Consider the following 23,456-nt stretch of genomic DNA (forward strand, 5'->3'; position numbering starts at 1 on the left):
CCATGGCGGCGCGACAAGGGGGACTCGATGTGCGAGACCCTAGGGCCGCCGGGTTTGTTTCATCGCGCGCCGGCCTGCGGGCCAACCGCTATCCGGGCAAACCCTCTTGGAATGCCAGTTCAGGTAGCACAAACTGCCAGCCACGACTCGCCGCCCGCCAACGGGCCGCGACAACGCCTCGGGAGCTTCGGAAGATGACCCTGTTTTTCGTGATGCTTGTGGTGAAGCTCCTCGACGTCGCGTCGATCGCATCGCTGATCGTCGGCCTGTTCAAGGTCCGGAACGCCGTCGGCTACCCCGTGGCGATCGGCCTCGCCATTCTGGGGCACATCATCCTCAGGAGCACCCAGATCCTGGGCTTTAGGTGGGACGCCATGGAGTTCATCAGCATCGCCGCCGGCGTGATCGCCGCCTGCCTTGCCTTCTTCATCGGCAAGGCCATCCGCAGGGATATCAAGAACTAGAGCCGGCCGGCGAACTCTGGTTCGCCAACATGCTCTAGACCTGCGGCTGTCATTTGCCGAGCGCCTTCTCCTTGGCGATGGCCAGAATGTCCTCGGCAATGGGCCGGGCATGGGCGTCGATCCCGTCCTGAGTCAGGCTCGAATGAGTCTTGTTTGCGTTCCGAGCGATCACCTCGTCGAAATACTGCTGCTTTTCTTTCTCGATCTTCTCATCATAGCGTTGCGTCTTCTTGAGGTCAGTATCCCCACGGATATATTCCGTCAGGATCTGCGCCTTGAACATATTCAGCTTGGCAAGTGGCGCAAGACCTGCGCGGTGGGCCTCGGCAGCGAGCAGCACATAGGAAAATGCAAACAACTTCCTGAATTTGAGCGAGCCATCTTTTCCCGCGAAAACCTCATCGCGAAGACCTTCTATGCTTTCGATGACCATGTTTTCGGCGGTCTTGACGATAACGGCCTTTTCCAGCTCGTCGAACTTGCTCAGATCGACGAACCCATCCGCTGTCATGGCAACGCTGCCGGCCTCGGCGTGAAAACCGCCAAGCAACACGGCGAGCGCCATCACCACCCCCAGAACGAACGTCCGCACGGTCAACTCCTCCCCTGTCCATTCCGGGAGAACCCCTCGATGGTCCCTGCCATATATCGTCTAAAGCCAAACCAGAGCATTCTCGAGCAAAGCGGATACCGGTTCGCGCGAAGAAAATGCCTCAACTCAAAAAGATCGTGCCCGAGCGCCGCTTCCGGCACGGCTTCTACCCGGCGGACTCGAGCACCCGCCGGTCGGTCACCTCCATGTCGACTTGCCTCTTCCAGACAAGAAGCTGCTTGCGGTTGAAGACGTTCGTCACGCGATCGGCATAGGCCCAATAGTCGGTTCCCCAGATATCCCCAACCGGATCGAGGCCAGGGTCGACCGTGCCGTCGTCGGCACCGAACATCTGGTTGGACGACAGCGCCCCCAGCACCGTTTCGTGCCGCCATGCCGCCTGCCAGAGCCCCGAAGAGGCTCCAAGGTCCGCCGTTTGCGCCGATGCGGCCGATGGCAAGACACAGGCGGCGACAGCCACCCACCAAACACGCGTGAAGAGATTCACAAACATGGCACAACCATAGCGACCGCGACACGGTTCGTCACCGCGTGTTTATGCGGTCCTGGCGTATTCCCTATGGGTAGTGCGTGGGGTCTGCCGGCGTCCTCTCATCCGTCGGAACCGAGCGTCCGCCGGTCACGCAACTCCCTGTCGAGCTGGGATGTCCAGGCATCATAAGCCGGCCTGTTCCGCAGCCGACCGAGCTCCGCCGGATAATCCCGATAGTCGGTGCCCTCCGACGCCTGCCAGGCATCGAAGGCCGGATCGAGCGTATCGAGATCGGCACGCCGCATCTCGCCGGCTTGCCACGCCCCGACAACCGTCTCCAACCGCCACGCCGCCTGCCAAATCTCGGAAAGGCTCGGCCGCCCGTCTGGTTGAGCCATGGCCGATGATGGCAGAAGAAGGGAGAGGAAGGAGACAAACACGCATCGGGCTGCTCCATGGATGTGCGCAACCATAGAGCAGCCTAAACCGTTATCAACCCAATCAGGAAGGCCCTGACATCCTTCACCCTGAGCTGTGCATGCCTCAATGGAGGGGGCACAAGAATGAGCCCGAAAGAAATAGGGCTTGAGCAAAGTACCCCTGCCTTCCGTAAACCCAGCATCATCTCAAAGTATCATCAATTATACCCTGGAGGGCCTCTGTTGCTATACTTGAGGTGGTCTCGCTCGCAGAGCGCGTCCGCTGAGAAGCATGGAAGGCTATTTCCCCAATCGTCGTCTCAACAGCGCCCCGAGCTCCGGCAACCATAGCTCTAGCGGGCTTGCGTCCAAATGTTGAAACAGCCCACTTATAGCCGCTACGGCTAAACGGGACGATCTTTCCTACGGGAAAAAGGTCCGCAATGTCGACAGCACCCGCCAAGGTGACCATTGCTTTGCCCTTTAGGCCCGAGGCTGCAATCAGACGCTCATCATTGATCTCCTGATCAATCTGCGCCGCCCATGCGTTGAAAGCCTTCTCATTGAGGAGGGTGGCGAGTTGCTTCGGATAGCGGGCGTATATTGTTCCTTTGGCTCGTTTCCAGGGATCGAAAGCTGGAGTCAGAATATCGGCTCCCTTGACACTATTTTCTTCACTCAAGAGGAGAGAAGCTGCACTGTTTCCTATACGTAAGGCGGGGCCAATCGCTACCATGAATCCTGGATCAGGGTCTGCCTGCGGAGCCGTTGGTGCGTTGCCGATATCTCCCGATTGATTATATAGTTTTATCCATAGCGTTCGCCGGCCTAAGCTTGTGTGAGTGCCACTCGGCGCCTGAGTCGAAGACTCGATAGAAGATCGCAACTCTTCAGCGAGCTTATCGATGACCAATAGCTCCTGGTCGATTGCCTCCTTGCTTGTGTTGAACCCCTTTCCACCCATTTGGTCGATTACAATCTTGCGATGGCGAAGCTCCGCCTGCCTCGCCTGAAAATAGGCCAAACGAGTCTCAGCATAAATATGAGCGTCAGTTTTGTTCTGCTCGTCCAAAGGCCCGGTTGGGTCGAATACAAAGCCAAACCCAGACAAAACCCTTTCACGGGTTGGCTTTCCGTCCCGGTCCTTTCGAACGATGAACACCTCATAGGCAGGGGGCCTTCCCGCAGCCAATCGATGCTCTGTATCGTCCGTAGGTTCAATCATGAGCTCGCCAGGTTTTATCGTCGGATCACCTACAGCCGCTCGTACGGCGTCAAATAGCTGCTCCTGCATCCATTGTGTGGAGCCACCAATATCCGGGTAGTAGGCTTCCGGTGGATACTTCGCGATCACCGGAAAGCCCATAGAAAGTGTTACACCGTACAACCGCGAGAACTTTTCATCGGCCCTCGCCTTAGCAGTCCATAGATAAGGGGCACTCCCCGCCTCACGGCGATATATTTCCTTATACAAATCTAGTATTTCTTTTTCCTGATCGGAATCAAATATAGGAAATGGAGCCATTTCTCCCATTCCGAACAAGCGAACGATATCATCGATATTAATTGTGAGAAGCGCATCATCAATATTTTGCTTATCGATTGCCGGCCTATAATTTGGATCATTGACTCGGATATAATACTCGGACGCCTCCTGGGCCGAGTAACCAAGCTCAGTTACCATATACCGGAAATCGATAGCCGCGTCCTCCACCCCCCCACCATCGACATCACTCCTAAAAGCACCATTGGACACGCTCATCAGTTGCTGCGCCAGTTGAAGTGCACCCTGAACTTTCTCCGGATCCCTCGAGGCGAGCATAACTTGAATACCATTGACAATCTTCGCCGGGACAATATTGGTTTGCCTCACCAAAGACTTAAGAATAGGCAATGCTTTTTCTGGACTTTGCCAGCTTACAAGCTGATCCCACACGGCATCATTTTGGGCGAATCCCTCCTTGCTGTAAGGGTCTAACTTCAGCTCCCCTACAGTAAACTTCTGGACATTCCGCTCCGTCTCCAACCTCTCCTGGTTCTTGGCTTCCCAGGCAGGTCGCAGCTCCGCCTTCTGGTCGGGCTTCAGCACCACGTCTTCGTCGATCTCGCGCAGCGTCAGGGTCTTGTCGCCGCTGTCGATCCGCTGTCGATAGGCCTCGGCTCTGGTCGCCCCAAGCACCATGTCGGCCCGAGCTCTGTCCTGCCCGCTTTCCAACACGCCTGCCAGAGCAGCCTTCCTGAGATCATCGGCCCGGGCCTGAGGGAGCCTGGCCAGAACGGCCTCCACTTCGGGCGGCAGTTGCACGGTCGGCGTCAGCACGGGAGCGCCAATAGGCGGTGCAACCCCGGCGTTCCCTGTGGCTGTCACATCGGAGCCGATGCCGCGCGGCGGCGTCTGCCCGCCACCGTTGGCAATGGCGGCCCGGACGCCCATGAGCTTCACGAAATCCTCGTCGGAGAGCTTGGCAAGCCCTGCCCACGTCGGCGCCAGCTCCTTGCGGATGTCATTCCAAAGGCCGGCGCTGATATCCTCTTCCAGGCTGCGGCCGGTCTGGACATTGTAGTTCTTCCTGGCCAGCCACCAGGCAGCCCGGTCCTGCGAGGCAGGGCTGAAATCGGGCAGTCCCGCTTGGCCAGCGACACGCACCCACGTAGAACCGTCGAGCCCGTATCGGCCAGCCTTAGATGCGCCACCGATGCCGATCTCGTCCGGATAGGTTGCGAAATCATCGAAGCGACCGCCACCGCTCCGGGCATCATAGGAGGACGCTTCCGTCTGCCCGATGGCACCGAGCAGCACATAGGCGGCCGGCGGCAGGTCGGTTGCCGCGAACTGGTCCGGGGCCGGATTCGCCTGGCTGTAGTGAGCGCTCTCGCGCTTCATCGCCGCCTTCAGGCCCGGCTCCATGGCGTCGTGAAGCGCCATCTTGTCGGCATTCGTCAGTTCAGTGGCATAGTCGAGGCTGTATTTCAGGGCCTCGATCGGGTCGGCCTCGGCGATCTTCAGCGTCGCGCGCTTGCGAGTGTCGGAGATGTAAGCCGCCGTCACCTGCTCCGCGTATTCGGGTTCCCACCGCTGAAGGAAGCCAAGTTTCTCGATCTCCTTGAGCCCCAGGGCGAGGGAGCTCTGATAGCGCGCTTCGTCGCCCCCCGCCTCGACGGCTTGATCCTGGTAGGTACGAGCCCCCGCCCAGAAACCTTTCGGAATTTCTTCCTTCCGCGCCTGCGCCTGGGCTTCAAACCCTTGCGTCTTCGCATCGTAAACGATCGAAGCGACCTTCCCGTCGAAGATGGCCTGCTCATCTGAGGTTAGTCTGTCGCGCGTCTCCTGCACGAACTTGTCGATATCCTCCTGGTGCCGGAGAAAACTATCGACCGGCCCTGTTCCCGTCTCAGAACCGTAGCCCGGCGTCTCGCTGTTCCCGTTTCTCAGTTGAACGAGGCCGGCCGCAACGCGCTGAACGGCCAGGTTCGCCGCCGCTTCGTTTTCCACATGGGCGAGATCGGGCGGTGCCTTGGCACCACCCGCCGCTTCTGCCCTCGCCTTCTCCTTGGCGATGGTCGCCTCCGACACCGCTTGCCCAATGTCGGCCAGCCCCTTGCCGACGCCGCCGAGCGCCGTGCCGATGCCGGAGCCGAACATCTCCGGCGTGGCGTGGGTGTTGTCGCGGAAGTTGAGGCCGGGGTCGAGGCGGATGCCCCGGTCTTCATAGGTCGGCACAACGGGCATCTGGTCCTCATGTCGCTTGCGCGCCAGGACGCCTGGCGGTCCGACGCTGTCGGTGCGACGCTAAGGACTTGAGGTTTCCGTGGTGGTCTGAAGCGCTTGGAGGGGCAACACGATCGACGCCTGAGCCCGATATAGCACTCACCTCCCCCATCCTGCCCGAGATCCACCTTGAATTCGCTGAGGAGGAAAGCTTGATGGTGAAGGGCGCCCTATACATCCCCCTCGCCCTTTCCCGCCCGAGGTCCTCGCCTTCGCAAGGATGACGATTTATATATACGGAACAATTGGATAAGCCGCTCGCGAACCTCACCACAGTAGCGCTTGCCTCGATAGCGCCCCATCATCTACCCCGATAGCGCGCGCATTGTTCCCCAAACCCTAGCTCGACGCTTATCCTATTGTTTTATATCAATTAATTGTCATCCTGCGCTTTAGGCGCAGGACCTCAGGCAGAAAAGGGCTCCGAGGGCCCTATCACGCTCCCCCGAAGCCCCCAACGTTCAACCAGCCGGCAACATCACACCCCGCCGGCCACCCTCTCCTTCACCAGCCGCTCCAACCCCGCAAAGTCCGTCTTCCCCGACCCGAGCAGCGGCAATCCCGGCACCACCAGCACCTCGCTCGGCATCATCAGTTCCGTCGCGCCGCGCTCCCGCGCGAACGCCATGAACTCCTCCCTTGTGGCGTCCTTCCTGTCGGTCACCAGGATGATCCGCTCGCCCTTCTTGGCATCCGGCACGCTGGCGGCGGCCGACATCGCGTCCGGCCAGCACTGGGTCGCCAGCGCGTCGATCGCCGCCAGCGACACCATCTCGCCGCCGATCTTGGCGAAGCGCTTGGCGCGGCCCTTGATGGCGACGAAGCCGTCGTCGTCGAGCGCCACGATGTCGCCGGTGTCGTGCCATCCGCCCTCGGGCGCTTCCAGCACGCCGGGGTTCTCCACCCGGAGATAGCCGAGCATCACGTTGGGCCCGCGCACGTACATGCGCCCGCCGGCCTCGATGCCCTCCACCGCCTCGAGCCGATGCTCGACGCCCGGCAAGAGGCGCCCCACCGTTCCCGCGCGGTTGTGCATCGGCGTGTTGAGCGCCAGCACCGGCGCCGTCTCGGTCACGCCATAACCCTCGAAGATGCGCAGGCCGAACTTCTCGGCGTAGAGCTTGCGCGTCGTCTCCTTCACCGCCTCGGCGCCGGCAACGAGCAGCCGCAGCGAGCGGAAGTCGTAGGGGTGCGCCATGCGGCCGTAGCCGGAGAGGAACGTGTCGGTGCCGAACAGCACGGTGGCGTTGGTCTGGTAGACCAGCTCCGGGATGATCCGGTAGTGCAGCGGCGTCGGGTAAAGGAACACCGGCACGCCCGAGACCAGCGGCAGGATCAGCCCGGCGCTGAGACCGAACGAATGGAAGATCGGCAGCGCGTTGAAGGCCGTGTCGGTGCGCGAGAAGTCGATGCGCGCCGCCACCTGCGCCACGTTGGCGAGGATGTTGCGGTGGCTGAGCACCACGCCCTTCGGCGTCCCCTCGGAGCCCGAGGTGAACAGGATGGCCGCCGCATCGTCCGGCCCGGATTTCCTCAGCCGCGTCGGCCAGTTGAGGAAAGCGTCCAGCTTGTCGAGCCGCGTCACGCTGGCCCTGACGTCCTCCAGCCAGACGATCCTGATCTTGCCTTCCAGCGCGGCGATCAGCGGCTCCAGCCGGCCCTTTTCCACGAACACCCGCGACGTCACGAACACCTTGGCCTTCGACGCTTCGCAGGCCGCGAGGATGTTGGCCGCTCCGGCCGTGAAGTTGATCATCGCCGGCACCCGCCCGGCCGATTGCAGGCCGAGGAAGGCCACCGCGCCGCCGACGGCGTTGGGCACCATCAGCGCCACCGTCTCGCCCGGCGCCGTCAGCGCCGACAACTTGCGGCCGAGGATGCGCGCGCCCATCAGCATGCGTCGGTAGCTGAGCTTGCCGCCCACCGGGTCGCGCAGCGCCATGCGCCCGGCGCCGTGCTGGCGGGCGGCGGCCACCATCGCCTCGAAGATGGTGAGGTCGGTGTCGGTGGTGCGGAACATCATGTCCGACATGATGCCGTAGAGCGCGTTGCCCGCCGCCTGGCGGCGCGCCTTGCCCTTCAGATGTTCCGGCAGAGACAGCCGCACCGGCTCGGTGATATTGACCGTCACCTTGGGGAACCAGCGCCGCTTCACCTGCATGGAATTCAAACGGCTGAACACGGTGGTTTCCAGGCCCGAAAGCCGCACCGGCACGATGGGCGCCTCGGCCTTGTCGGCGATCAGGCCGACGCCGTCATAGACCTTCATCAGCGTGCCGGTCACGGTGATCCGCCCCTCGGGGAAGATCACCAGCGTCTCGCCGGCCTTGACGGCGGCGATCAGCGCGCGCGTCGCCAGCGGCTTGGTCGGGTCGAGCGGCATGGCGCGGGTGAAGCGCAGGAAGGGCTTCACCCACCACGCCTCGGCCATGGTGTGGTCGATGGCGAACACCGGGTTGCGGTCGAGCAGCGACACGGCGACGACGGCATCGAGGAAGCTGGTGTGGTTGAGCGCCACGATGGTCCCCTCACCGGCCGGCGGCACGTGCTTGAGGCCGGTCACCTCCATGCGGAACACGGCGCGCAACAGGATGGAGACGAAATCGCTGAGCGGGTTGGTCGGCAGCACCTTGAAGATCCACACGGCCGAACCGAAGGCGAAGAGGCCGAGCGCCACCAGCACCATCGGCACCGTCGCGCCCAGCGCCTGGGCCAGGGCCACCGTGCCGGCGCCAGCCACCATGAACAGAGCCGTCAACGCATTGATGGCGCCGACGACGCGGGCGCGCCGCTCCACCGGCGCCCAGTGCTGCGCCGCGGCGAACGACGGCACGATGAACACGCCGCCGGCAATCGCCAGCGCCGCGAGGTCGATGGCGGCATGAATGGCGCCGGGCCGGCCGAAGAACTCGGCGAGGCTTTCGGTCGACGGCGCCGGCGTCAGGCCGCTGAGCGTCCAGGCGAGATCGAGCGCCGCGAGACCGATGGCGACGGAGGCCACCGGCACCGGCAGCAGCACGATGCGGCCGGCCGACAGCCAGGCGCCCAGCGCCGACCCCACGGCGATCGACACCGCGAACACCGTGAGGTAGGCCGACACCGCCACCTCGCGTCCGCCGAGGATGTCTTTCACGAAGGTCGGCATCAGCGCCATCGCCACCACGCCGAACATCCAGAACAGGCTGACCATCACGCCGGTGCGCCAGAGGCGCGGCTCGCCCCAGAGTTCGCCGATCAGGCGCACGGTGGAGCGCGCGACGTTGCGGTCGATCACCGTCTCCGGCGCGGCGGCGCCCACCTTGGGCACGTAGAGCGCGGCGATCCAGCTGGCCACCGCCAGCACCATCATGGCGACGCCGAACACCCATGGACCGCCATAGGCGCCCGTGGCGAAGCCGCCGGCATAGGTGCCGGTGAGAATGGCGATGAAGGTGGCCCCTTCCACCAGCGCATTGCCGCGCGGCAGCTCGGACGGCGCCAGGAGGTCGGGCAGGATGCCGTATTTGATCGGCCCGAACAGCGCCGAGATCACGCCGAACAGCACCAGCGCCGTCATCAGCACGGCAATCGACTGGATGGCAAAGCCCAGCACCGCCAGGCCGGCGATGGCGATCTCCACCAGCTTCAGCCAGCCGGCGACGCGCGCCTTGTCGTAACGGTCGGCGAGCTCACCGCCGAGGCCCGACAGGAAGATGAACGGCAGCATCAGTATGCCGGTGGCGATCGTCACCAGCGCCTCGCCACCGGCGACGCCCATCTGGAACAGGATGGTGAACACCAGGGCGTTCTTCAGGAAATTGTCGTTGAAGGCCGAAAAGAACTGCACCAGGAACAGCGGCCCGAAACGGCGCTGGATGAGGAGCGGCTTGGTCATGAAACCTCCCGAGAGGGCCTTGGGGGCGATACGGCCAGGGGGAACAAGGAAGCGGATCGGCAGATGAAACGCAAATGACGATGGAAAAGCTCCCCCGCCACGCTCTTCACCTCACCCCGCCTCCGTGATATGAACATTGTTCATGAGATGGATATAGCGGAAGAATGAACATTGTTCAAGACTGAAATGAACGATGTTCACGCCTCGCAATTTCAAGGTGAAGACGGATGAATGCCCCCCTCTCCGAACGGCGCCAGGCGCAGCTTGCCGCCCTCACCGACGCCGCCGAGCGCCGCATCGCCGAGGGGGGCATGGCCAGCCTCAAGGCGCGCGACCTCGCCGCCGACATCGGCATAGCCTTGGGCGGCCTCTACAACATCGTCACTGATCTCGACGAACTGGCGCTGCGCGTCTCCTCGCGCACCCTTGGTCGCCTCGGCGAGGCGCTGACCGCCGCCTCCGACGCGCTGCCGCTCGAATCCAAGGCCGACGCGGTGAACCGCCTCGTCGCCATCGCCCATGCCTACCTGCATTTCGCCAAGGGCAACCTCCGCCTCTGGCGCACCCTGTTCGAACTCCGCCTCGCCGAAGGCACCGCCCTCCCCGCCTGGGCCGCCGACGACCAGCTCCGCCTGTTCCGCCACGTCGCCGAACCCCTCACCCTCCTCGTCCCCGACATGGACGAAGCCCAGCAAACCCTAGCCGCCCGCACCCTCTTCGCCGCCGTCCACGGCATCGTCACCCTGGGGCTGGAAGAGCGCCTGGTGGCGGTCCCGCTGACGGCGCTCGAAGCGCAGATCGAGTGGCTGGTCAGGGCGGCGTGCAGGGGGCTGGGGGAGTGAGGGGAGCCTGATACCAGCGGTTCGCGTTCTGGTCCTGAGGTCCTGCGCCTTCGCGCAGGATGACATCTAAATATTTGTATTAATTATACAATTCCGTCATCCTGCGCGAAGGCGCAGGACCTCGGGCAGAACGAGACTCCCGGCCGATATAGCGCTCCGGACCAGTACCGCTAAACGCTACAGCGTTCGCCTCCCCGCCATCGAACCCGCCCGATATCCCCCTGCCTACCCGAGATACTGCCTGCGCAGAGGAGGACAAGTTGATGGGAAGAAGAGCGCGATACCAGCGGCTCGTTCCATCCTGCCCGAGATCCACCTTGCATTCGCACGAATGCAAGCGGCGTGCGCGGGGATGACTGCCAGATAGGAAGGGCGCGAGCTATCCGACTGTTCCCAATATATAATTCTCCTGTCATCCTGCGCGAAGGCCGCTTGCATTCGTGCGAATGCAAGGTGGACCTCGGGCAGAATGGAGCAAGTCGTCGATATAGCGCTCCGGATCGGTACCACTCACCGCCCTCGAAGCGCAGATCGAGTGGCTGGTCAGGGCAGCCTGCCGGGGGCTGGGGGAGTAGACGAGCCCGATACCAGCCGCCCACCTCTTTCGTCCCGAGGTCCTCGCTTTCGCAAGGATGACAGGAGAATTATACATATGAAACAGTTGCTTACGCATCACCCGACAGGAAGGGGGCGCGAGCTATCCGCCTGTTCCCAATATATAATTCTCCTGTCATCCTCGCGCAGGCCGCTTGCATTCGTACGAATGCAAGGTGGACCTCGGGCAGAATAGAGCAAGCCGTCGATATAGCGCTCCGGATCGGCGCGCGCCTTATCGGATCTGCCGCATAACTCCCGATTATGTGCCAACTCCGATAACCGCCCCGTCACTCCTCCCCGAAGAAATCCTCGTCCAGCCGCTTGAACGCCACCTTGCGGTACTCGCGCACCCCCACGCCATGCTCGATCATCAGGTCGGCCAGTTCCCGGCCATCTATCAGGATCACCCGCTGCGTCAGGTGCTTGACGAAATCGCGGGCCGGCTGGCTGAAGGTGGAGGTGGTGACGAACACGCCCTTGGTGGCGCCGAGCCCCACCAGGCTGCCGACAAAGCCGTTGACGTCGGGCCGCCCCACCGGGCTTCCTGGCGCATAGCGCTTGGCCTGCACGTAGATGCGGTCGAGCCCCAGCCGGTCCTCGTTGACGACGCCGTCGACGCCGCCATCCCCGCTGCGGCCGAGCTGGGCGGCGGCATCCTTGTGGCTGCCGCCATAGCCCATGGCAACCAGGAGATCGACGATCACCTGCTCGAAGAAGGCCGGGCTGTTGGCGAGGATGCGCTGCAACAGCTCGTCGCGCAGCGCCGCCGTCAAGGTGGCATGGGCGGCATCGATCTGCTCTTCCGGCGTCGTCGTCACCGGCGCGGCGTCAGATACCTCTCCGCCAGCGCCCTCCGCCGCATCGCCACCCTCGTTGCGGTAGAAGGCGCGAAACTCCGGATCCTGCAGCAACAGCGCCACGTCGATCCGCTCCGGCCCGCTGGCGAGCAGCGCTTTGCCCTTCTCCGTCGCCACGAAGCGCCCACGCGCCGGCGAGGCGATCAACCCCGCCTTGCTCAAGTAGAACTTCGCCCAGTGAACGCGATTATGCAGCACCCGCTGCCGCCCGCTCGGCAACAACTGCTCGCGCTCCTCGGCGGTCAGCCCGAGTTCATCGGCCACCCGCTTGGCCACATCGGCCACCCGCGTTTCCCCCTCGGCGGCAAGGCGCAGGACGGGCAGCATGAGGGTTTGATAGTCAGGGATGAGCATGGTTTCTCTCACTGACGCTCGACGTCTTGGACAATGTCCATCAGCCGTCGGAACTCAGGGTCCGGCATGTCGCCTTTCCATTTGTTGACGAAGCGGCAAACCACTTGGAGATTGCCCTTCGCGTAATGGCCGTTGCTGTCTTTCCGATCAAGCGAAGCCAACATTTGCTTATCGGTTTCGGTGCCATCGAACTGCAACGCCAGTCCGGTCAAGGCACAGATAGCGCCCTGAGCCTCGATGAGAGAGTCTATGTAGGCCTCCAACTCGGCATCAGGGATCAGCAGATCCTTGTTCTTCACCTTCTTCAGAACGAGCTGGCCGTTGGCGTCGTCGACTGTTCCCTTCGCAGTCATAGCCATTCGAGCGACAGCTATCTGTCTAGGGCTGAATACTGTGCCGGGCTCCTTCTTTGCCGCCTTCTTCTTCCAGTCGGGCAAAAGATGCCACGGCTCGAGGGAGCGGCCCTCTATCAGTGCAAGGGCATAATTGGCGTTGTCAGAGCTCAGCTGCATAAGTGTACCTTCTGTAAAGAGGAACTCGCGCGCCTTCGGATGAAGCGCCTTCCAAAGCAAGCCGTTGTTCTGCAACGTCATGTTCCGCCATGGCTCGCACCGCTTGAAACAGACGATGACGTCGCGCCTGTCCGGAAGCGGCTCGAACTGCCGCTCGAAGCTGGGAGCATCGGAGAGCGATCTTGTCCACCACAATTGATCCTTCTCGCGGTGGATCCAAACGTCATCAGAGGTCTCCGCAATCGCGGTTATCAGGTTGAACCAACGTGACGCGACCGATCGGGTAGGCTCGAGGCCGGCGGCAGTGCGCCGCTTCATGGCTTTGGCAATGAAACCCTCTCGGTCACCAGCCTGCCAAAACTCAAAGCCATCCACTTCCGTCATGGTCACTACTGAGTTGCGTTGCAAACATGATGGCCAAGCCCAGTTCGACCTTCCGAAATTCGCGATGTAGACTCTCATCCTCTCCCCCGGCTCCGCTTGACCTTCGGCGCCGCTGCGCGCTCGGCGCGGATGCGTTCCAGCAGCTTTTCGGCCGGCTCATCACTGTCGTCCTGCGGCACCAGCTCGCCGCGAAACGCCTTGGCGAGGATCGCCTCATCCAGCTTGCCCACCAGCTCCAGCGCCCGCTTGGCTTGAGCCGCGAGGCGATCGATCCGGGCGAAGGCGGACTCGATACGGCGGACAATTTCGTGTTGTTCGGCGAGAGGAGGAGTCGGAATGCGAGTACCACGGACAACAGCGCCGTTGATTTTTGGCATGTTGCCAGCCGTTCCGGTGGCATGGGCTCGGAAGTACGACCTCGCAGGATCGCTGTTTAGATAAGTCGCAAGGTAGACAGGGTTAGCTTTTGCATCGTCAGCCCTAATCCTCATCATCAGATCCGGATAAATAAACTCACGAGGGGGGCCATCGAACAGAACCGTAGTACCGAGCAACTCTAGAGAGTTGGCCCGCTGAATGAGAATATCATTTGGTAGCAACCAATATTTTGAATTTCCCGCGATATTCTGATTGAGATACTTGATAGTTTCAGCATCTAGGCGAAGCTTGCCACTCGAGGTGGCCGATAGCTTAAGCGACTTTAGCCCGCTCGATGCGCCGTCGGCTTTGGGCGACCAACCATTTGTCGGCCCGTCTGCGACTAGCTGGTCAAGCGGCAAGGTTCGCCATTCGACAAGTCCCGTCCTTCCATTGCGCCAATCCTTCGTCAGCTCCCCACTGAACGCCTTGCTGAGCACGGCCTGTTTGTAGCGGGCGACAAGGGTTTCGATGCGGGCGAGTTCGGTGCGGGCGCGGGCGGATTTCGCGTTCAGAGCATCCAGCTTGGCCACTATGCGCTTTTGCTCGGCAAAGGGGGGGAGACAAATATGAAGCGCACGTATCTCCGGGAAATAGATTGTAGTGTGCGTTGTGCCCTTGCCAAACTTACGAAGGTTTTCGCCTTCGGCCATCAACGCCTTCAGAAGAAATTCAGGAAGCAGAGCGTCTGAACAGGTCCAAGTCGCAAAGTCTTGGCTCGTCGCCATGTCGCGCCCCATTATCGTGACATAGCCCACTGAAGCCGTTCGCGACAAACACACCGTTCCTTTTGGCAGCAATCGCGCAGAAGAGTTCGCCAGCCCTAGATGGTTCGTGGTCTGCAAAGTCTCGTAGATGACGCCCCCGTGGTGGAGACCCGCATCCCGAATACCAATCCAAGGAACATCTCCGCCCCACCACTCTGGGTGGGAGCGGCTCGGAGTGTGCCCCGTTTCCTGCCGCGCAATGTCACTCAATAGAACCCATGCCCAACCTGGAGGCACGGGCTCAACGGGTTTGTTGACAGCCAGCGCCGCCTTGCCCCTGATATACATGCTGGAGATCTCAGCGCTCATTGCGCCGCCTCCGCCGCGTCGCCACCCAACTCCGCCATCAATCCCTCAATCTCCAGCATGGCAGCCTGCAAATGCCCCATGATGGCGGCCGCGATGTCGTAGGGTTCGATCAGGCCTTCTTCCGCTTCGTCCTCGGCCTCGCGCAGCCAGGAGATGTCGAGGTTGTCGCCACGGCCGGCGATCTCATCGCGATTGAACTTGCGCCAGCGGCCCGCCTCGCCCTCGTCGGGCCCGCGTTTCTTGCCGTGGGGGTCGTCGCCAAAAGCCGCCTCGAAGCCCTCGAAATGCGCCTCGGTCAGCGGCGTCGTCTTGCCGAACTTCGGCATCTGGGCGCGCAGGTCGTAGATCCACACCGCCTTGGTGTTGCCGGTCTCGGTCTTGCCGCGCGTCAGGAAGATGACGTTGGTCTTCACGCCCTGGGCGTAGAAGATGCCGGTGGGCAGGCGCAGGATGGTGTGAAGGTCGCACCAGTCCATCATCCTCTGGCGCAGCTGCTTGCCACGCCCGTCCTCGAACAGCACGTTGTCGGGCACGACGATGGCCGCCCGGCCGCCGGGCTTCAGTGCCCGGATGCAGTGTTCGACGAAGGGCAACTGATAGGACGAGACGGTGCGTGTGATGACGAGATCGTCGCGTGTCGGCGGGCCGCCTGCCGGCCCGAAGGGCGGATTGGTGAGGATCAGGTTTGCCCGATCCAGGTCTTGCCCCTTTTTGGATAGTGTATCGCCGAGATCTATATTGTCGTTCTCAATATCGTGCAGATAGAGATTCATCAGCAACAGACGCAGCGTGCCCGCTACGTTTTCCATGCCGTGGAACGCGTGGCGTTTCTGCCATACCCCGCTGTCGGGAAGATCGAAATAGCCTTCGCTCCGCGCCTTCATGTAGCGGTCGGCGGCGATCAGGAAGCCGCCGGTGCCGGCGGCCGGGTCCTGGATCACCTCGCCGGGCTGCGGCTGCATCAGCCGCACCATCACCTCGATTAGCACGCGCGGGGTGAAATATTGCCCGGCGCCTTTCTTGGTCTCCTCGGCGTTCTTCTGCAGCAGCCCCTCGTAGAGATCGCCGAACTGGTCGCGCTCCTCGGAGAACCAGTCGAGGTCATCAATGGCGGTGACCAGCGTTGCCAGGTTCTGCGGCTCGCGGATGATTGTGGAAGCGCTGTCGAAGATCTTCTGCACCATGTCCGGCAGCGGCCGGGCGTCGGCATAGCGCTGGCGCTCTTCCTTGGTGGCGCTCTCACCCGGCTTGAGCACCAGGGCGTCGTCCTTGCCGAGGCGCGTGCTGGTGGCGCCCAGCGTGGTCAGCGTGTTGCGATAGTGCTCCAGCTGCGCAAGGCCGTTGGCCTTGACGAGATCGGCCCAGCGCATGCCCTTGGGCAGGCTGCCGGTCTCGCGGTTGCGCTCGGCCATCATCTTCAGGAACAGAAGGTAGGTCAGCTCGGTGACATACTGCTGGTAGGTGATGCCATCCTTCCTCAGAATGGTGCAGAGGCGCCAGAGTTTCTGGACGATGGCATTGGCGTTCATGGCTTTGGGAATCTCAAGGTTCGGGGATGTTTTGGGTGTTGTAGCGGGTGGGTCGTGGCGGTCAACTCAGGCAGCCGACGGCGGCCATATCGTCTCGTTGATGGTGCGCAGCACATCGTCGAGCTTGCCGTCGAACTCCAGCGAGATGCGGCCAAAACCGCCCTTGTCGGCGAACACACCCTGATCGAGCAGACTCGGGTCGGCCACCGGCTTGTCGCGCAGGGCCCGGCCGATGCGGTAGAGCCATCGCTTCTGATCCTTGGTCCACACGCCCCTGGCCTCGATCCGGGCAATGGCGTCGTCCACCCTTTTCGCATAGGGCACCAGCGGATCGCCGAGCGCCGCCTGCCGCACGAAACCGATGATGTGCGCGGCGATGTCGGCGTTGCGCGCCTTGCCGTAGGCCGCCCGCAGCATGGATTCCGAATAGTTCTTCTCGTCGAGCAGGCCGGCCAGCTCCGACAGTTGCTTGCGCGTCAGGTCGCGCGGCCGCTGCGTCACGGCGATCAGCGCCGGCACGCGGTTCATGTTCTCGCGCACGAAGCGCTCGAAGCCGGTGATGTAGTCCTCCGGCGTCGTGTTCTTGCCGAACACCTCCTCAATGCGCAACAGCTCGTCCTCGTGCGGGGCGATCACCACGCCATCGCCGCCGCCCGCGCCGCGCCGCCGCCACTCCAGCAGCTCGACGGCACGCGGATGGGCTGTAAGCCACGCCCGGAGTTCGGCGCCGGAGCGCTTGGCAAGGCGCTCGATGGCGCTCTCGGGCGACTCGCCGGTATGGCGTTCAAAGCTCTCGCGCGCCTCGTCGGCCATGCGCTTGGCAAGCGACCGCATGCGGACGATCACCTGTCCGGCCACCCAGGTCCGCTCGTCCTCGGTGTCGGCCTTGCCGAGGTCGGCGACCAGCTGGCCGAGCGAGATATCCGGCTTGACCACCACCGGCCGCATGTCGCTCATCTCCTGCAATTCGGCATAGAGGTCCACCGCGTCGAAGATGCGGAAATTCTCCTTGCCGATCTCCGGGCAGAGCCGCGTGGCGCGACCGATCATCTGGTCGTAGAGGATGCGGCTCCTCACCCGACGCACGAACACCAGGTTGCAGATGGTGGGAACGTCGATGCCGGTGGTCAGAAGGTCCACGGTGACGACATACTTCGGATAAGGGTCGTTCTTGAACTTCAGGATCAGGTCGTCGGCATTGTCGACCTTGCCGGTGATCTTCATCACCATGCCGTCGGGCACGGCGTCCTTGCCGTATTCGTCCTCAAGCTCCTCGATCAGCAGGCGAACGACGTCGTCGGCGTGCTCGTTGCGCGCCGCGAAGATCAAGGTCTTGCCCGGCCTGTCCGGCGGAATCTCCCTGGCGATGACGCCTGAGACTATGCGGTTGAAGGGCTCGGAGTAGACCTTCTTGTTGAACTCGCCGACCTCGTAGTCGCGCGGCACATCGTCCGGCAACGCAAAGAGGTCGATCTGTCCCGTCCTGCGGTCGATGATCTCCACCTCTTCGCCGCCCTTGAAATGAATGCCGGCTTCCGACAGGGCCGTGGTAATGCGCTTCGGCGGCAGATGGTCGATGAGGTAGCCCTCCACCACCGCCTGGCGGTAGCCGTAGTGGAAGATGGCCGGCCCGAAGATCTCGCGGGTATGAAGCGCCGGCGTGGCGGTGAGCGCCACCTTCACCGCATCGAAATAGTCGAGGATCTGCCGATAGGCCGACTGGTAGTCGTCGAGATTGCGGAAGCCGACCTCGCTTTCGCTCAGTTCGGCATCCAGCGTGTAGCCGCGATGGGCCTCATCGACAATGATGCAGTCGAAGGTGCCGGGCGTCGGCCGCCGGGCCGGGTCCGGCTCGTTGAGAATGCGGGCGATCAGCGACTGCACGGTGGCCACCTGCACGTGGTCATCGGCCTCCGGCAGCTTCTTGTCGAGGCCGGCCACCTTGTAGATCTGGGCGAAGTTCAGAAGCCCCTCGATCTCCGTCGTCGCCAGCGCGTCGCTCGTCTGCTTGCCCAGCGCCTTGCGGTCGACCAGGAACAGGATGCGGCGGAACCGCTTGTGCTTCAACAGGCGATACATCAGCGCGATGGCCGTCCGCGTCTTGCCGGTACCGGTCGCCATGGACACCAGGATGTCGCGCCGGCCGGCATCGATCGCCTCCTCGATCGCCGCGATCGCCTCTTCCTGGTAGGGGCGCATCCTGCCCTTGCCGAAGCTGTCCTCGGCGAGGCTGCCGGCGGCGGCGTCCACGTTCACCTTGAGCTTGTCGAGAAGGTCCTGCGGCGCGAACCAAGCCGTCATGGGCGTGGCGTGGTTGGTCGGCCGCCGCACGTCGCGGTGCCAGATGCCCGATTTGGTCAGCCATTGCCGCACATAGGGCCGGCCGTTGGTGGCGAACGCGAAGGGCACCCGGAACGGCTTGTCGAGGCCGTGCTGCCACGGTCCGTCCTCCGGCAGATTTTCCGGCGCAAGACGGATGTCGCGCGCATAGCGCTCGGCTTGCACCAGCGTCGAGGGAACATCGACCGACTCGCGCTTGGCCTCGATCACGCCGACGCAGATAAGGCCGGCGAACAGCGCGTAATCGACGTGGCCGCTGTCGGTCGGCCACTCGGCGATGGCAAGGTTGCGCCCCGCCTCCGGCCGCGTGCCGAGGGAATGGCGAAGAAGCGTGGTGTCGGCCTCCCAGCCGGCGTCGACCAGTTGCACGTCGATCAGCCGCCGGGTCTGGCGCTCGTCGAGCTCAAGCCGTCCGGCAGCCTTGACGCCGGCCTGCTGAAGCTCCTTCTGAACTTGCTGGGGCTGGGCCTCGGCCGCCTTCTGCAAGGCCGCGAGCTGACGCGAGAGGTCGGTCTTGTTGGCCTCCAGCTCGATCGCCGTCCGCTCCCAGACGACATTGTCGGCAGCCGCCTGCCTGGCGAGCTCCTCGGCCGCCGCGCGCGCCTTGGCGAGTTCCTCAGCCGAGGCATTGGCAGCCGCGAGCCGCGCTTCCGCCTCGCGCACCTGCCGGCGCAGATCCTCCAGCTCGGCTTGGGTCGCCTGATCGATATCCGACGACGATCTGGGTGGAACGAAAGGGCCGGGCTGAAAATTAGGATCGCGGCCATAGGCCCGCCGATACCAGACGCCCAGCGCCCGGCAGAATTTCAGCGCCGACAGCGCCTCGGCCGGCGTGCCGCCCAGGCCGTGCACCGCCTCGTTGCCGCTCTTGCGCACGGCATGGAACACGTCGGCCACCTCGCGGGGCAAAACCTGCTGGGTGGCGAGCCGCCTCAGAAGCTCGTTGGCCGTCTCACGCGCCGTGGGATCGTAGACGCCGGAGAGCGCCGCGATCTCCTTCAGCATATGCTCGCCGAACTGGCGGCTCTTGATCAGCGACGTATTGGCGTCTTCGGCGAAAAAACGCTCCGCCAATACGCCAAGTCTATGAAGCTCTGGGCTGATCCGGCTGAGATGCCCGAAATTGGCAGACACGTGCGACACCCTTTTTTGTGTCGCCAGACTGCCACACGGTCAAGAGGTATGCCACCGCATATTGCAGCCGCACCTTGCCCGATCCATCGGGATTACCCCCCGCCGCCGCCGGTCTTCGGATTCATCTTCACGGAATTCGAATACGCGCTGCCAAAGCTCGACGCCATCGACCCGAACGCGCCCAGTATCCCCGCCGTGCGGCTGTTCTTGGCTTCCATGTCGTAGAGCGCCGCCTGGTTGCGGGCGCTGACGGCCTGGTTGCGCACGTCGTCGTAGTTCCGGTAGGCGTTGGTGCGAATGGTCAGCGCGTCGATGGCGCCCTGCTTGGCGGTGTCCACCATCAGGTCGAGTGGCGTGCCGAACGTCGTATCGACGCCGTTGGCGGCCATCGCTGCCTGCTGCTTGGCCATAAGCTGTTGCGTGATGGCCTTCTGCTTCTGCTCCTCGCGCGTACCGGCATCCAGCACGTTCTTGGCCTGCCGCTCGGCCAGCATGGCGTTCTGCCGCTGCACCTCGGCGTTATAGCGGGCGGCCTTCGACTGGGCATTGGCGCTGGCGATCTGGCCGGCGCCGCTCAACAGCCCGCCGCCGACCATCAATGCGGTTCCCAAATCACACATCGCGGCGCTTCCTCATCTCGAACAGAACGAAGGGGTGGCCGTGGACGTCGATCTCCATGAGAAACGTGGCGCCCAGCCATTTGAGCCAGCGTAGCGAGCCGGCGTTTTCGCGGTCCACGGCGTTGCGCAACACCTCGTATCGACCAAACAGGCCGGGCAGTCCCTCGGCCGTCGCCCTCAGGAACCAGCGCCAGTTCTCGGTGATGGCGTCGGTGCCGAGCAGCAAGACGCCGCCGACACCGGCGAGCACGTCGAGATCGCCGACGCCGTACATGATCTCCGGCCGACCATCGATCAGCACGGTGAAGGCGGTGGACTGGCGCATCGACCGGCGGAGCGCCGTGACCGGCCCCACCCGGCCGGCCCGCCACACCTCCGTGACGTCGGTCGCACGCATGCGCCGGCCAATCGACCGGCAGTGCTTGCCGCGCGCCGGTACAATCTGGATGTCAACGCCCAAGCGTCACCTCCGGCATGATGGCGAGGATGGACATGGGCAGCGGGTCGAACTGCTTGACGTAGAGGCCGCCGGCGCGGTTCCAGTCGGCCGGCGGCACCATGTCGATGTCGCCGGTGTAAAGGCCGATCGCCTGGTTCCACGCCTCGGTGGAGCGCTGTTTGAATTCGACGATGCGCTCGCCGTCGCGCGCCTCGTCGCGCGGGCCGACGAAGATGCCGCGCGTCTTCTCCACCCTCAGCACCACGCGCGACACCGACTTGAACCGCCCTTGCGCGCTGCCCAGCTCGTTCACCATGCCCAAGTCGAGGTCCAGCGTCCTGAGCACCGCTTCATACGGCAGTCCCACGTGCACCTTGGCCGCCGCCACCGGCAGCCGCACCGCGCCCGCTTCCACCGTCAGGCCGCGCACCACGTTGCCGTCGGCCAGCGCCACCACCTCGCAGCCCTCCAGATGGGAAAGGCCGATGAGCCGCGTCACCGGCGGCCCCGAATAGGTGAGGCCGCAGTCGACGAAGAAGGCGTCCTCCACCCGGTCGAAGGCGCGGCTGTGCAGCCGCTCGATATAGCGCCTGGTCGCGCCGCCGATGGTCCGCCTCACCACGAAATAGGGCACGTCCTCGCCATTCTCGGCGATGGTGGTCACGTCCTCGAACACAGCCCCCGCGCCGCTCTCGTGCCGCGTCCAGGCCCACACCTCGTGTTCCTTCATGTAGGTGAGCGACACCAGCGAGCCGTCGTCCAGCACCACCCAGACGATGGAGCTCGGCGCCTGCGCATAGGCCCAGGCCTTGATCGAGCGGTTCTCGAACAGGTGGCGGCTCATGATGGTCAGGTCCTTGCCCACCCAGGCGTCGTCGCCGTAGCTGTAGGAAAAGTCGCGGATCACCCCGCCCGAGCGCTGGGCGAACAGCACGGTTTCGCCCACGTTGATCGGCTGCACGGGCGCCGCGCCGCGATAGCCCTGGTTGGCGATGACGATGGCGCTGGGCGTGATGGCGTCCGACGCCGAGCCGCCCGTCACCACCCATTCGGCCGACGAGGTGAGGAGCAACAGGCCATAGCGCGCCGCCAGCATGGAGCGGACGATGTTCACCTGCCGCGCCCGCATGCGGAAGGTGATGGCGTCGCTGTCCTTTGCCGGCGAGGCGTAGCCGAAGTTCTCGTAGTTGGCGGTCTGCGAGAGATAGACCGCCTGCGGCTCGCTGTCGGTAGAGGCCAGCGCCAGCCGCTGCTGGATGAAGGTGACGGCGCGCGGATAGTTGCCCGGCCCGTCGAACGGGTTGCGGCCGATCTGCGGCCCGTCGGCCGTGTCGGCGGTGATGTTCTCGTCGTCGAGCAACAGGTCGGTGGTCGAGCCGATGTAGCCGAACGAGCCGTTGGAGAACTTGTAGACCACGTATTTGCTGGCGCCGGTCACCGCGCTCCAACTGACACGGTTGATGCCGCCGTCGATGGAAAGGTCGTTGACGCAGGAGGCCTCGCCCGAGGGCAGGCTCTCCTCGCCGCTGGCCTCGCTCACCGCCGCCACCTTGTAGCGATAGGTGCGCGCCTTGTAGCCGGTCTGGCCGGAGGTGCTGCTCTGCGCCGCCGCGGCGATGGTGGTGGGCGCCGTCATGGCCGGCGCGAAGGTCGGCTCCGTCAGCGTCCAGTTGTTATCGGCATAGCGCGACAGCTTCTTCACCGGGTGGCGCGGGTGGACGATGTACATCACGTCCGCTTCCTGGGCGAACACCAGTTCGTCGAGGTCGGCGGACACATAGGGCGAGGCCAGCTCGTAGATGCCGCCGCCCGGGGCGATGATCAGCCCGCCATTGCGCCAGAAGCGCAGCGAGCCCTCGCCGAACTCGATCACGTAGGACTGGCTCTCGTTGAACTGGAAGGGGATCAGCCGCGTTCGGTGACCGCTCGCCTTCACCTCGCCCACGAACTCCAGGCCGGCGCGGTTCTGCGCCCCGCCGTGGGCCTGAATGGTCAGGTTCAGCGCCGTCTTCAGGCCGACGGCGTAGTTCTTGGTGTCGACCCGCGCCCAGAGGGCGGGCGACAGCTCGCCGCCGACGAAAGCCGGCTGATAGGCCCTCAGCGTCATGCCCCGCGCACCCTTTCGTAGTCGGAAACGAAGCCGACGTCGGCGGGCTCGTCGTTGGCATCCGCCGCGCTGGCCGCCGCCTGCGTCTGCAAGGCCATCTGGAAAGCGGCCTGCCGCTGGCCGGCGTCGCGCGTCAGCGGCATGGCGAGGCGTGCCGCGAGGTGCCAGGACAGCGCCTCCACGAACAGCGGCGTGAACTTGCTGGGGTCGTCGATCCGGCGGATGTAGTGCAGCACGGCCGGCGAGATATCGGCATGAAGCCGGTCGCCGGAGAGTTCGTATGGATAGGCGCCGTCATCCGACAGCGGCCCGTCGGGCAGCCGCAGCGCCCGCACCCGCATCAGGTCCACCGGCAGCGCATAGGCATGCGCCCAGCGACCGAGACTGCCCGCCCCGGCCGCCGTTCCGGTCACCTCGGCCAGCACCGTCGCATGGCGGGCGAACCGCCAGGGGGGACCAGCCGCCAGCAGCGCGTCCAGCGTCTGCCCATAAAAGCGATTGCACGCCCGCGCCTCGCTGCTCGCCTCGGACAGCGCGTCGATCTTGTCGGCGCCGAGATGGCCAAGGGCCAGATTGCAAATGGAAACCGTCGATGCCATGAACCACCTCGAAAACCGTGCCGCACTCTAGGCAGGCG

16 protein-coding genes are annotated in these 23,456 nt (G+C 63.6%); 2 read left to right on the forward strand and 14 right to left on the reverse strand.

The features are described 5' to 3' along the window. Window positions 1-194 precede the first annotated feature (194 nt). Window positions 195-464: a hypothetical protein gene (locus M4J39_RS12540; RefSeq protein WP_251728299.1), complete on the forward strand. Its 270-nt coding sequence runs from the start codon at window positions 195-197 to the stop codon at window positions 462-464. Window positions 465-513: 49 nt separating this feature from the next. On the opposite strand, the gene M4J39_RS12545 is transcribed toward M4J39_RS12540, so the two are convergent. From M4J39_RS12545 to M4J39_RS12565, 5 genes are all read right to left on the reverse strand, one after another. Then, window positions 514-1,056 carry a hypothetical protein gene (locus M4J39_RS12545; protein WP_251728300.1) on the reverse strand — a complete coding sequence of 181 codons (543 nt, stop codon included), beginning with the start codon at window positions 1,054-1,056 and terminating at the stop codon, window positions 514-516. Between the two features lie 166 nt (window positions 1,057-1,222). After that, the gene (locus M4J39_RS12550) at window positions 1,223-1,570 is read right to left on the reverse strand and encodes a hypothetical protein (protein WP_251728301.1); all 348 of its coding nucleotides are present in this window, start codon (window positions 1,568-1,570) and stop codon (window positions 1,223-1,225) included. Window positions 1,571-1,668: 98 nt separating this feature from the next. Beyond that, complete coding sequence (locus M4J39_RS12555; protein WP_251728303.1) at window positions 1,669-1,989, reverse strand: hypothetical protein; 321 nt, start codon at window positions 1,987-1,989, stop codon at window positions 1,669-1,671. Window positions 1,990-2,170: 181 nt separating this feature from the next. Then, the gene (locus M4J39_RS12560) at window positions 2,171-5,698 is read right to left on the reverse strand and encodes a hypothetical protein (protein ID WP_251728304.1); all 3,528 of its coding nucleotides are present in this window, start codon (window positions 5,696-5,698) and stop codon (window positions 2,171-2,173) included. A gap of 517 nt (window positions 5,699-6,215) precedes the next feature. Continuing rightward, window positions 6,216-9,611: an acyl-[ACP]--phospholipid O-acyltransferase gene (locus M4J39_RS12565; RefSeq protein WP_251728305.1), complete on the reverse strand. Its 3,396-nt coding sequence runs from the start codon at window positions 9,609-9,611 to the stop codon at window positions 6,216-6,218. A gap of 227 nt (window positions 9,612-9,838) precedes the next feature. Between M4J39_RS12565 and M4J39_RS12570 the strand changes: the two genes are divergently transcribed. After that, on the forward strand, window positions 9,839-10,453 hold the full coding sequence (locus tag M4J39_RS12570) for a TetR/AcrR family transcriptional regulator (RefSeq protein WP_251728310.1): 615 nt from the start codon (window positions 9,839-9,841) through the stop codon (window positions 10,451-10,453). Window positions 10,454-11,337: 884 nt separating this feature from the next. Here M4J39_RS12570 and M4J39_RS12575 read toward each other — a convergent pair. From M4J39_RS12575 to M4J39_RS12615, 9 genes are all read right to left on the reverse strand, one after another. Next, the gene (locus M4J39_RS12575) at window positions 11,338-12,261 is read right to left on the reverse strand and encodes a restriction endonuclease (protein WP_251728312.1); all 924 of its coding nucleotides are present in this window, start codon (window positions 12,259-12,261) and stop codon (window positions 11,338-11,340) included. 8 nt (window positions 12,262-12,269) lie between these two features. Beyond that, complete coding sequence (locus tag M4J39_RS12580; protein WP_251728313.1) at window positions 12,270-13,235, reverse strand: hypothetical protein; 966 nt, start codon at window positions 13,233-13,235, stop codon at window positions 12,270-12,272. After that, entirely contained in the window at window positions 13,232-14,650 is a 1,419-nt protein-coding gene (locus M4J39_RS12585; protein WP_251728314.1) for a restriction endonuclease subunit S, read from the reverse strand. The genes M4J39_RS12580 and M4J39_RS12585 overlap by 4 nt, the downstream gene beginning before the upstream one ends. Further along, entirely contained in the window at window positions 14,647-16,179 is a 1,533-nt protein-coding gene (locus tag M4J39_RS12590; RefSeq protein WP_251728315.1) for an N-6 DNA methylase, read from the reverse strand. Before M4J39_RS12590 ends, M4J39_RS12585 begins: the two co-directional genes overlap by 4 nt. Before the next feature lie 66 nt (window positions 16,180-16,245). Beyond that, complete coding sequence (gene hsdR / locus M4J39_RS12595; protein WP_251728317.1) at window positions 16,246-19,653, reverse strand: type I restriction-modification system endonuclease; 3,408 nt, start codon at window positions 19,651-19,653, stop codon at window positions 16,246-16,248. Between the two features lie 92 nt (window positions 19,654-19,745). Further along, the gene (locus M4J39_RS12600) at window positions 19,746-20,273 is read right to left on the reverse strand and encodes a hypothetical protein (RefSeq protein ID WP_251728319.1); all 528 of its coding nucleotides are present in this window, start codon (window positions 20,271-20,273) and stop codon (window positions 19,746-19,748) included. Further along, entirely contained in the window at window positions 20,266-20,733 is a 468-nt protein-coding gene (locus M4J39_RS12605) for a hypothetical protein (RefSeq protein ID WP_251728321.1), read from the reverse strand. The genes M4J39_RS12600 and M4J39_RS12605 overlap by 8 nt, the downstream gene beginning before the upstream one ends. Continuing rightward, window positions 20,723-22,819 carry a hypothetical protein gene (locus M4J39_RS12610; protein ID WP_251728323.1) on the reverse strand — a complete coding sequence of 699 codons (2,097 nt, stop codon included), beginning with the start codon at window positions 22,817-22,819 and terminating at the stop codon, window positions 20,723-20,725. Before M4J39_RS12610 ends, M4J39_RS12605 begins: the two co-directional genes overlap by 11 nt. Then, entirely contained in the window at window positions 22,816-23,418 is a 603-nt protein-coding gene (locus tag M4J39_RS12615) for a hypothetical protein (protein WP_251728325.1), read from the reverse strand. The genes M4J39_RS12610 and M4J39_RS12615 overlap by 4 nt, the downstream gene beginning before the upstream one ends. Window positions 23,419-23,456: the final 38 nt, after the last annotated feature.

Source organism: Pleomorphomonas sp. NRK KF1, assembly GCF_023721755.1.
In the GTDB taxonomy this organism is placed as follows: domain Bacteria; phylum Pseudomonadota; class Alphaproteobacteria; order Rhizobiales; family Pleomorphomonadaceae; genus Pleomorphomonas.

What these genes read in the sequence shown, in the direction of transcription:
- M4J39_RS12600 (WP_251728319.1), bottom strand. Translation starts at nt 20,273, where the DNA reads ATGTGTGATTTGGGAACCGCATTGATGGTCGGCGGCGGGCTGTTGAGC.
- M4J39_RS12590 (WP_251728315.1), bottom strand. Translation starts at nt 16,179, where the DNA reads ATGAACGCCAATGCCATCGTCCAGAAACTCTGGCGCCTCTGCACCATT.
- M4J39_RS12580 (WP_251728313.1), bottom strand. Translation starts at nt 13,235, where the DNA reads ATGAGAGTCTACATCGCGAATTTCGGAAGGTCGAACTGGGCTTGGCCA.
- M4J39_RS12565 (WP_251728305.1), bottom strand. Translation starts at nt 9,611, where the DNA reads ATGACCAAGCCGCTCCTCATCCAGCGCCGTTTCGGGCCGCTGTTCCTG.
- M4J39_RS12570 (WP_251728310.1), top strand. Translation starts at nt 9,839, where the DNA reads ATGAATGCCCCCCTCTCCGAACGGCGCCAGGCGCAGCTTGCCGCCCTC.
- M4J39_RS12575 (WP_251728312.1), bottom strand. Translation starts at nt 12,261, where the DNA reads ATGCTCATCCCTGACTATCAAACCCTCATGCTGCCCGTCCTGCGCCTT.
- M4J39_RS12615 (WP_251728325.1), bottom strand. Translation starts at nt 23,418, where the DNA reads ATGGCATCGACGGTTTCCATTTGCAATCTGGCCCTTGGCCATCTCGGC.
- M4J39_RS12585 (WP_251728314.1), bottom strand. Translation starts at nt 14,650, where the DNA reads ATGAGCGCTGAGATCTCCAGCATGTATATCAGGGGCAAGGCGGCGCTG.
- M4J39_RS12560 (WP_251728304.1), bottom strand. Translation starts at nt 5,698, where the DNA reads ATGCCCGTTGTGCCGACCTATGAAGACCGGGGCATCCGCCTCGACCCC.
- M4J39_RS12610 (WP_251728323.1), bottom strand. Translation starts at nt 22,819, where the DNA reads ATGACGCTGAGGGCCTATCAGCCGGCTTTCGTCGGCGGCGAGCTGTCG.
- M4J39_RS12550 (WP_251728301.1), bottom strand. Translation starts at nt 1,570, where the DNA reads ATGTTTGTGAATCTCTTCACGCGTGTTTGGTGGGTGGCTGTCGCCGCC.
- M4J39_RS12540 (WP_251728299.1), top strand. Translation starts at nt 195, where the DNA reads ATGACCCTGTTTTTCGTGATGCTTGTGGTGAAGCTCCTCGACGTCGCG.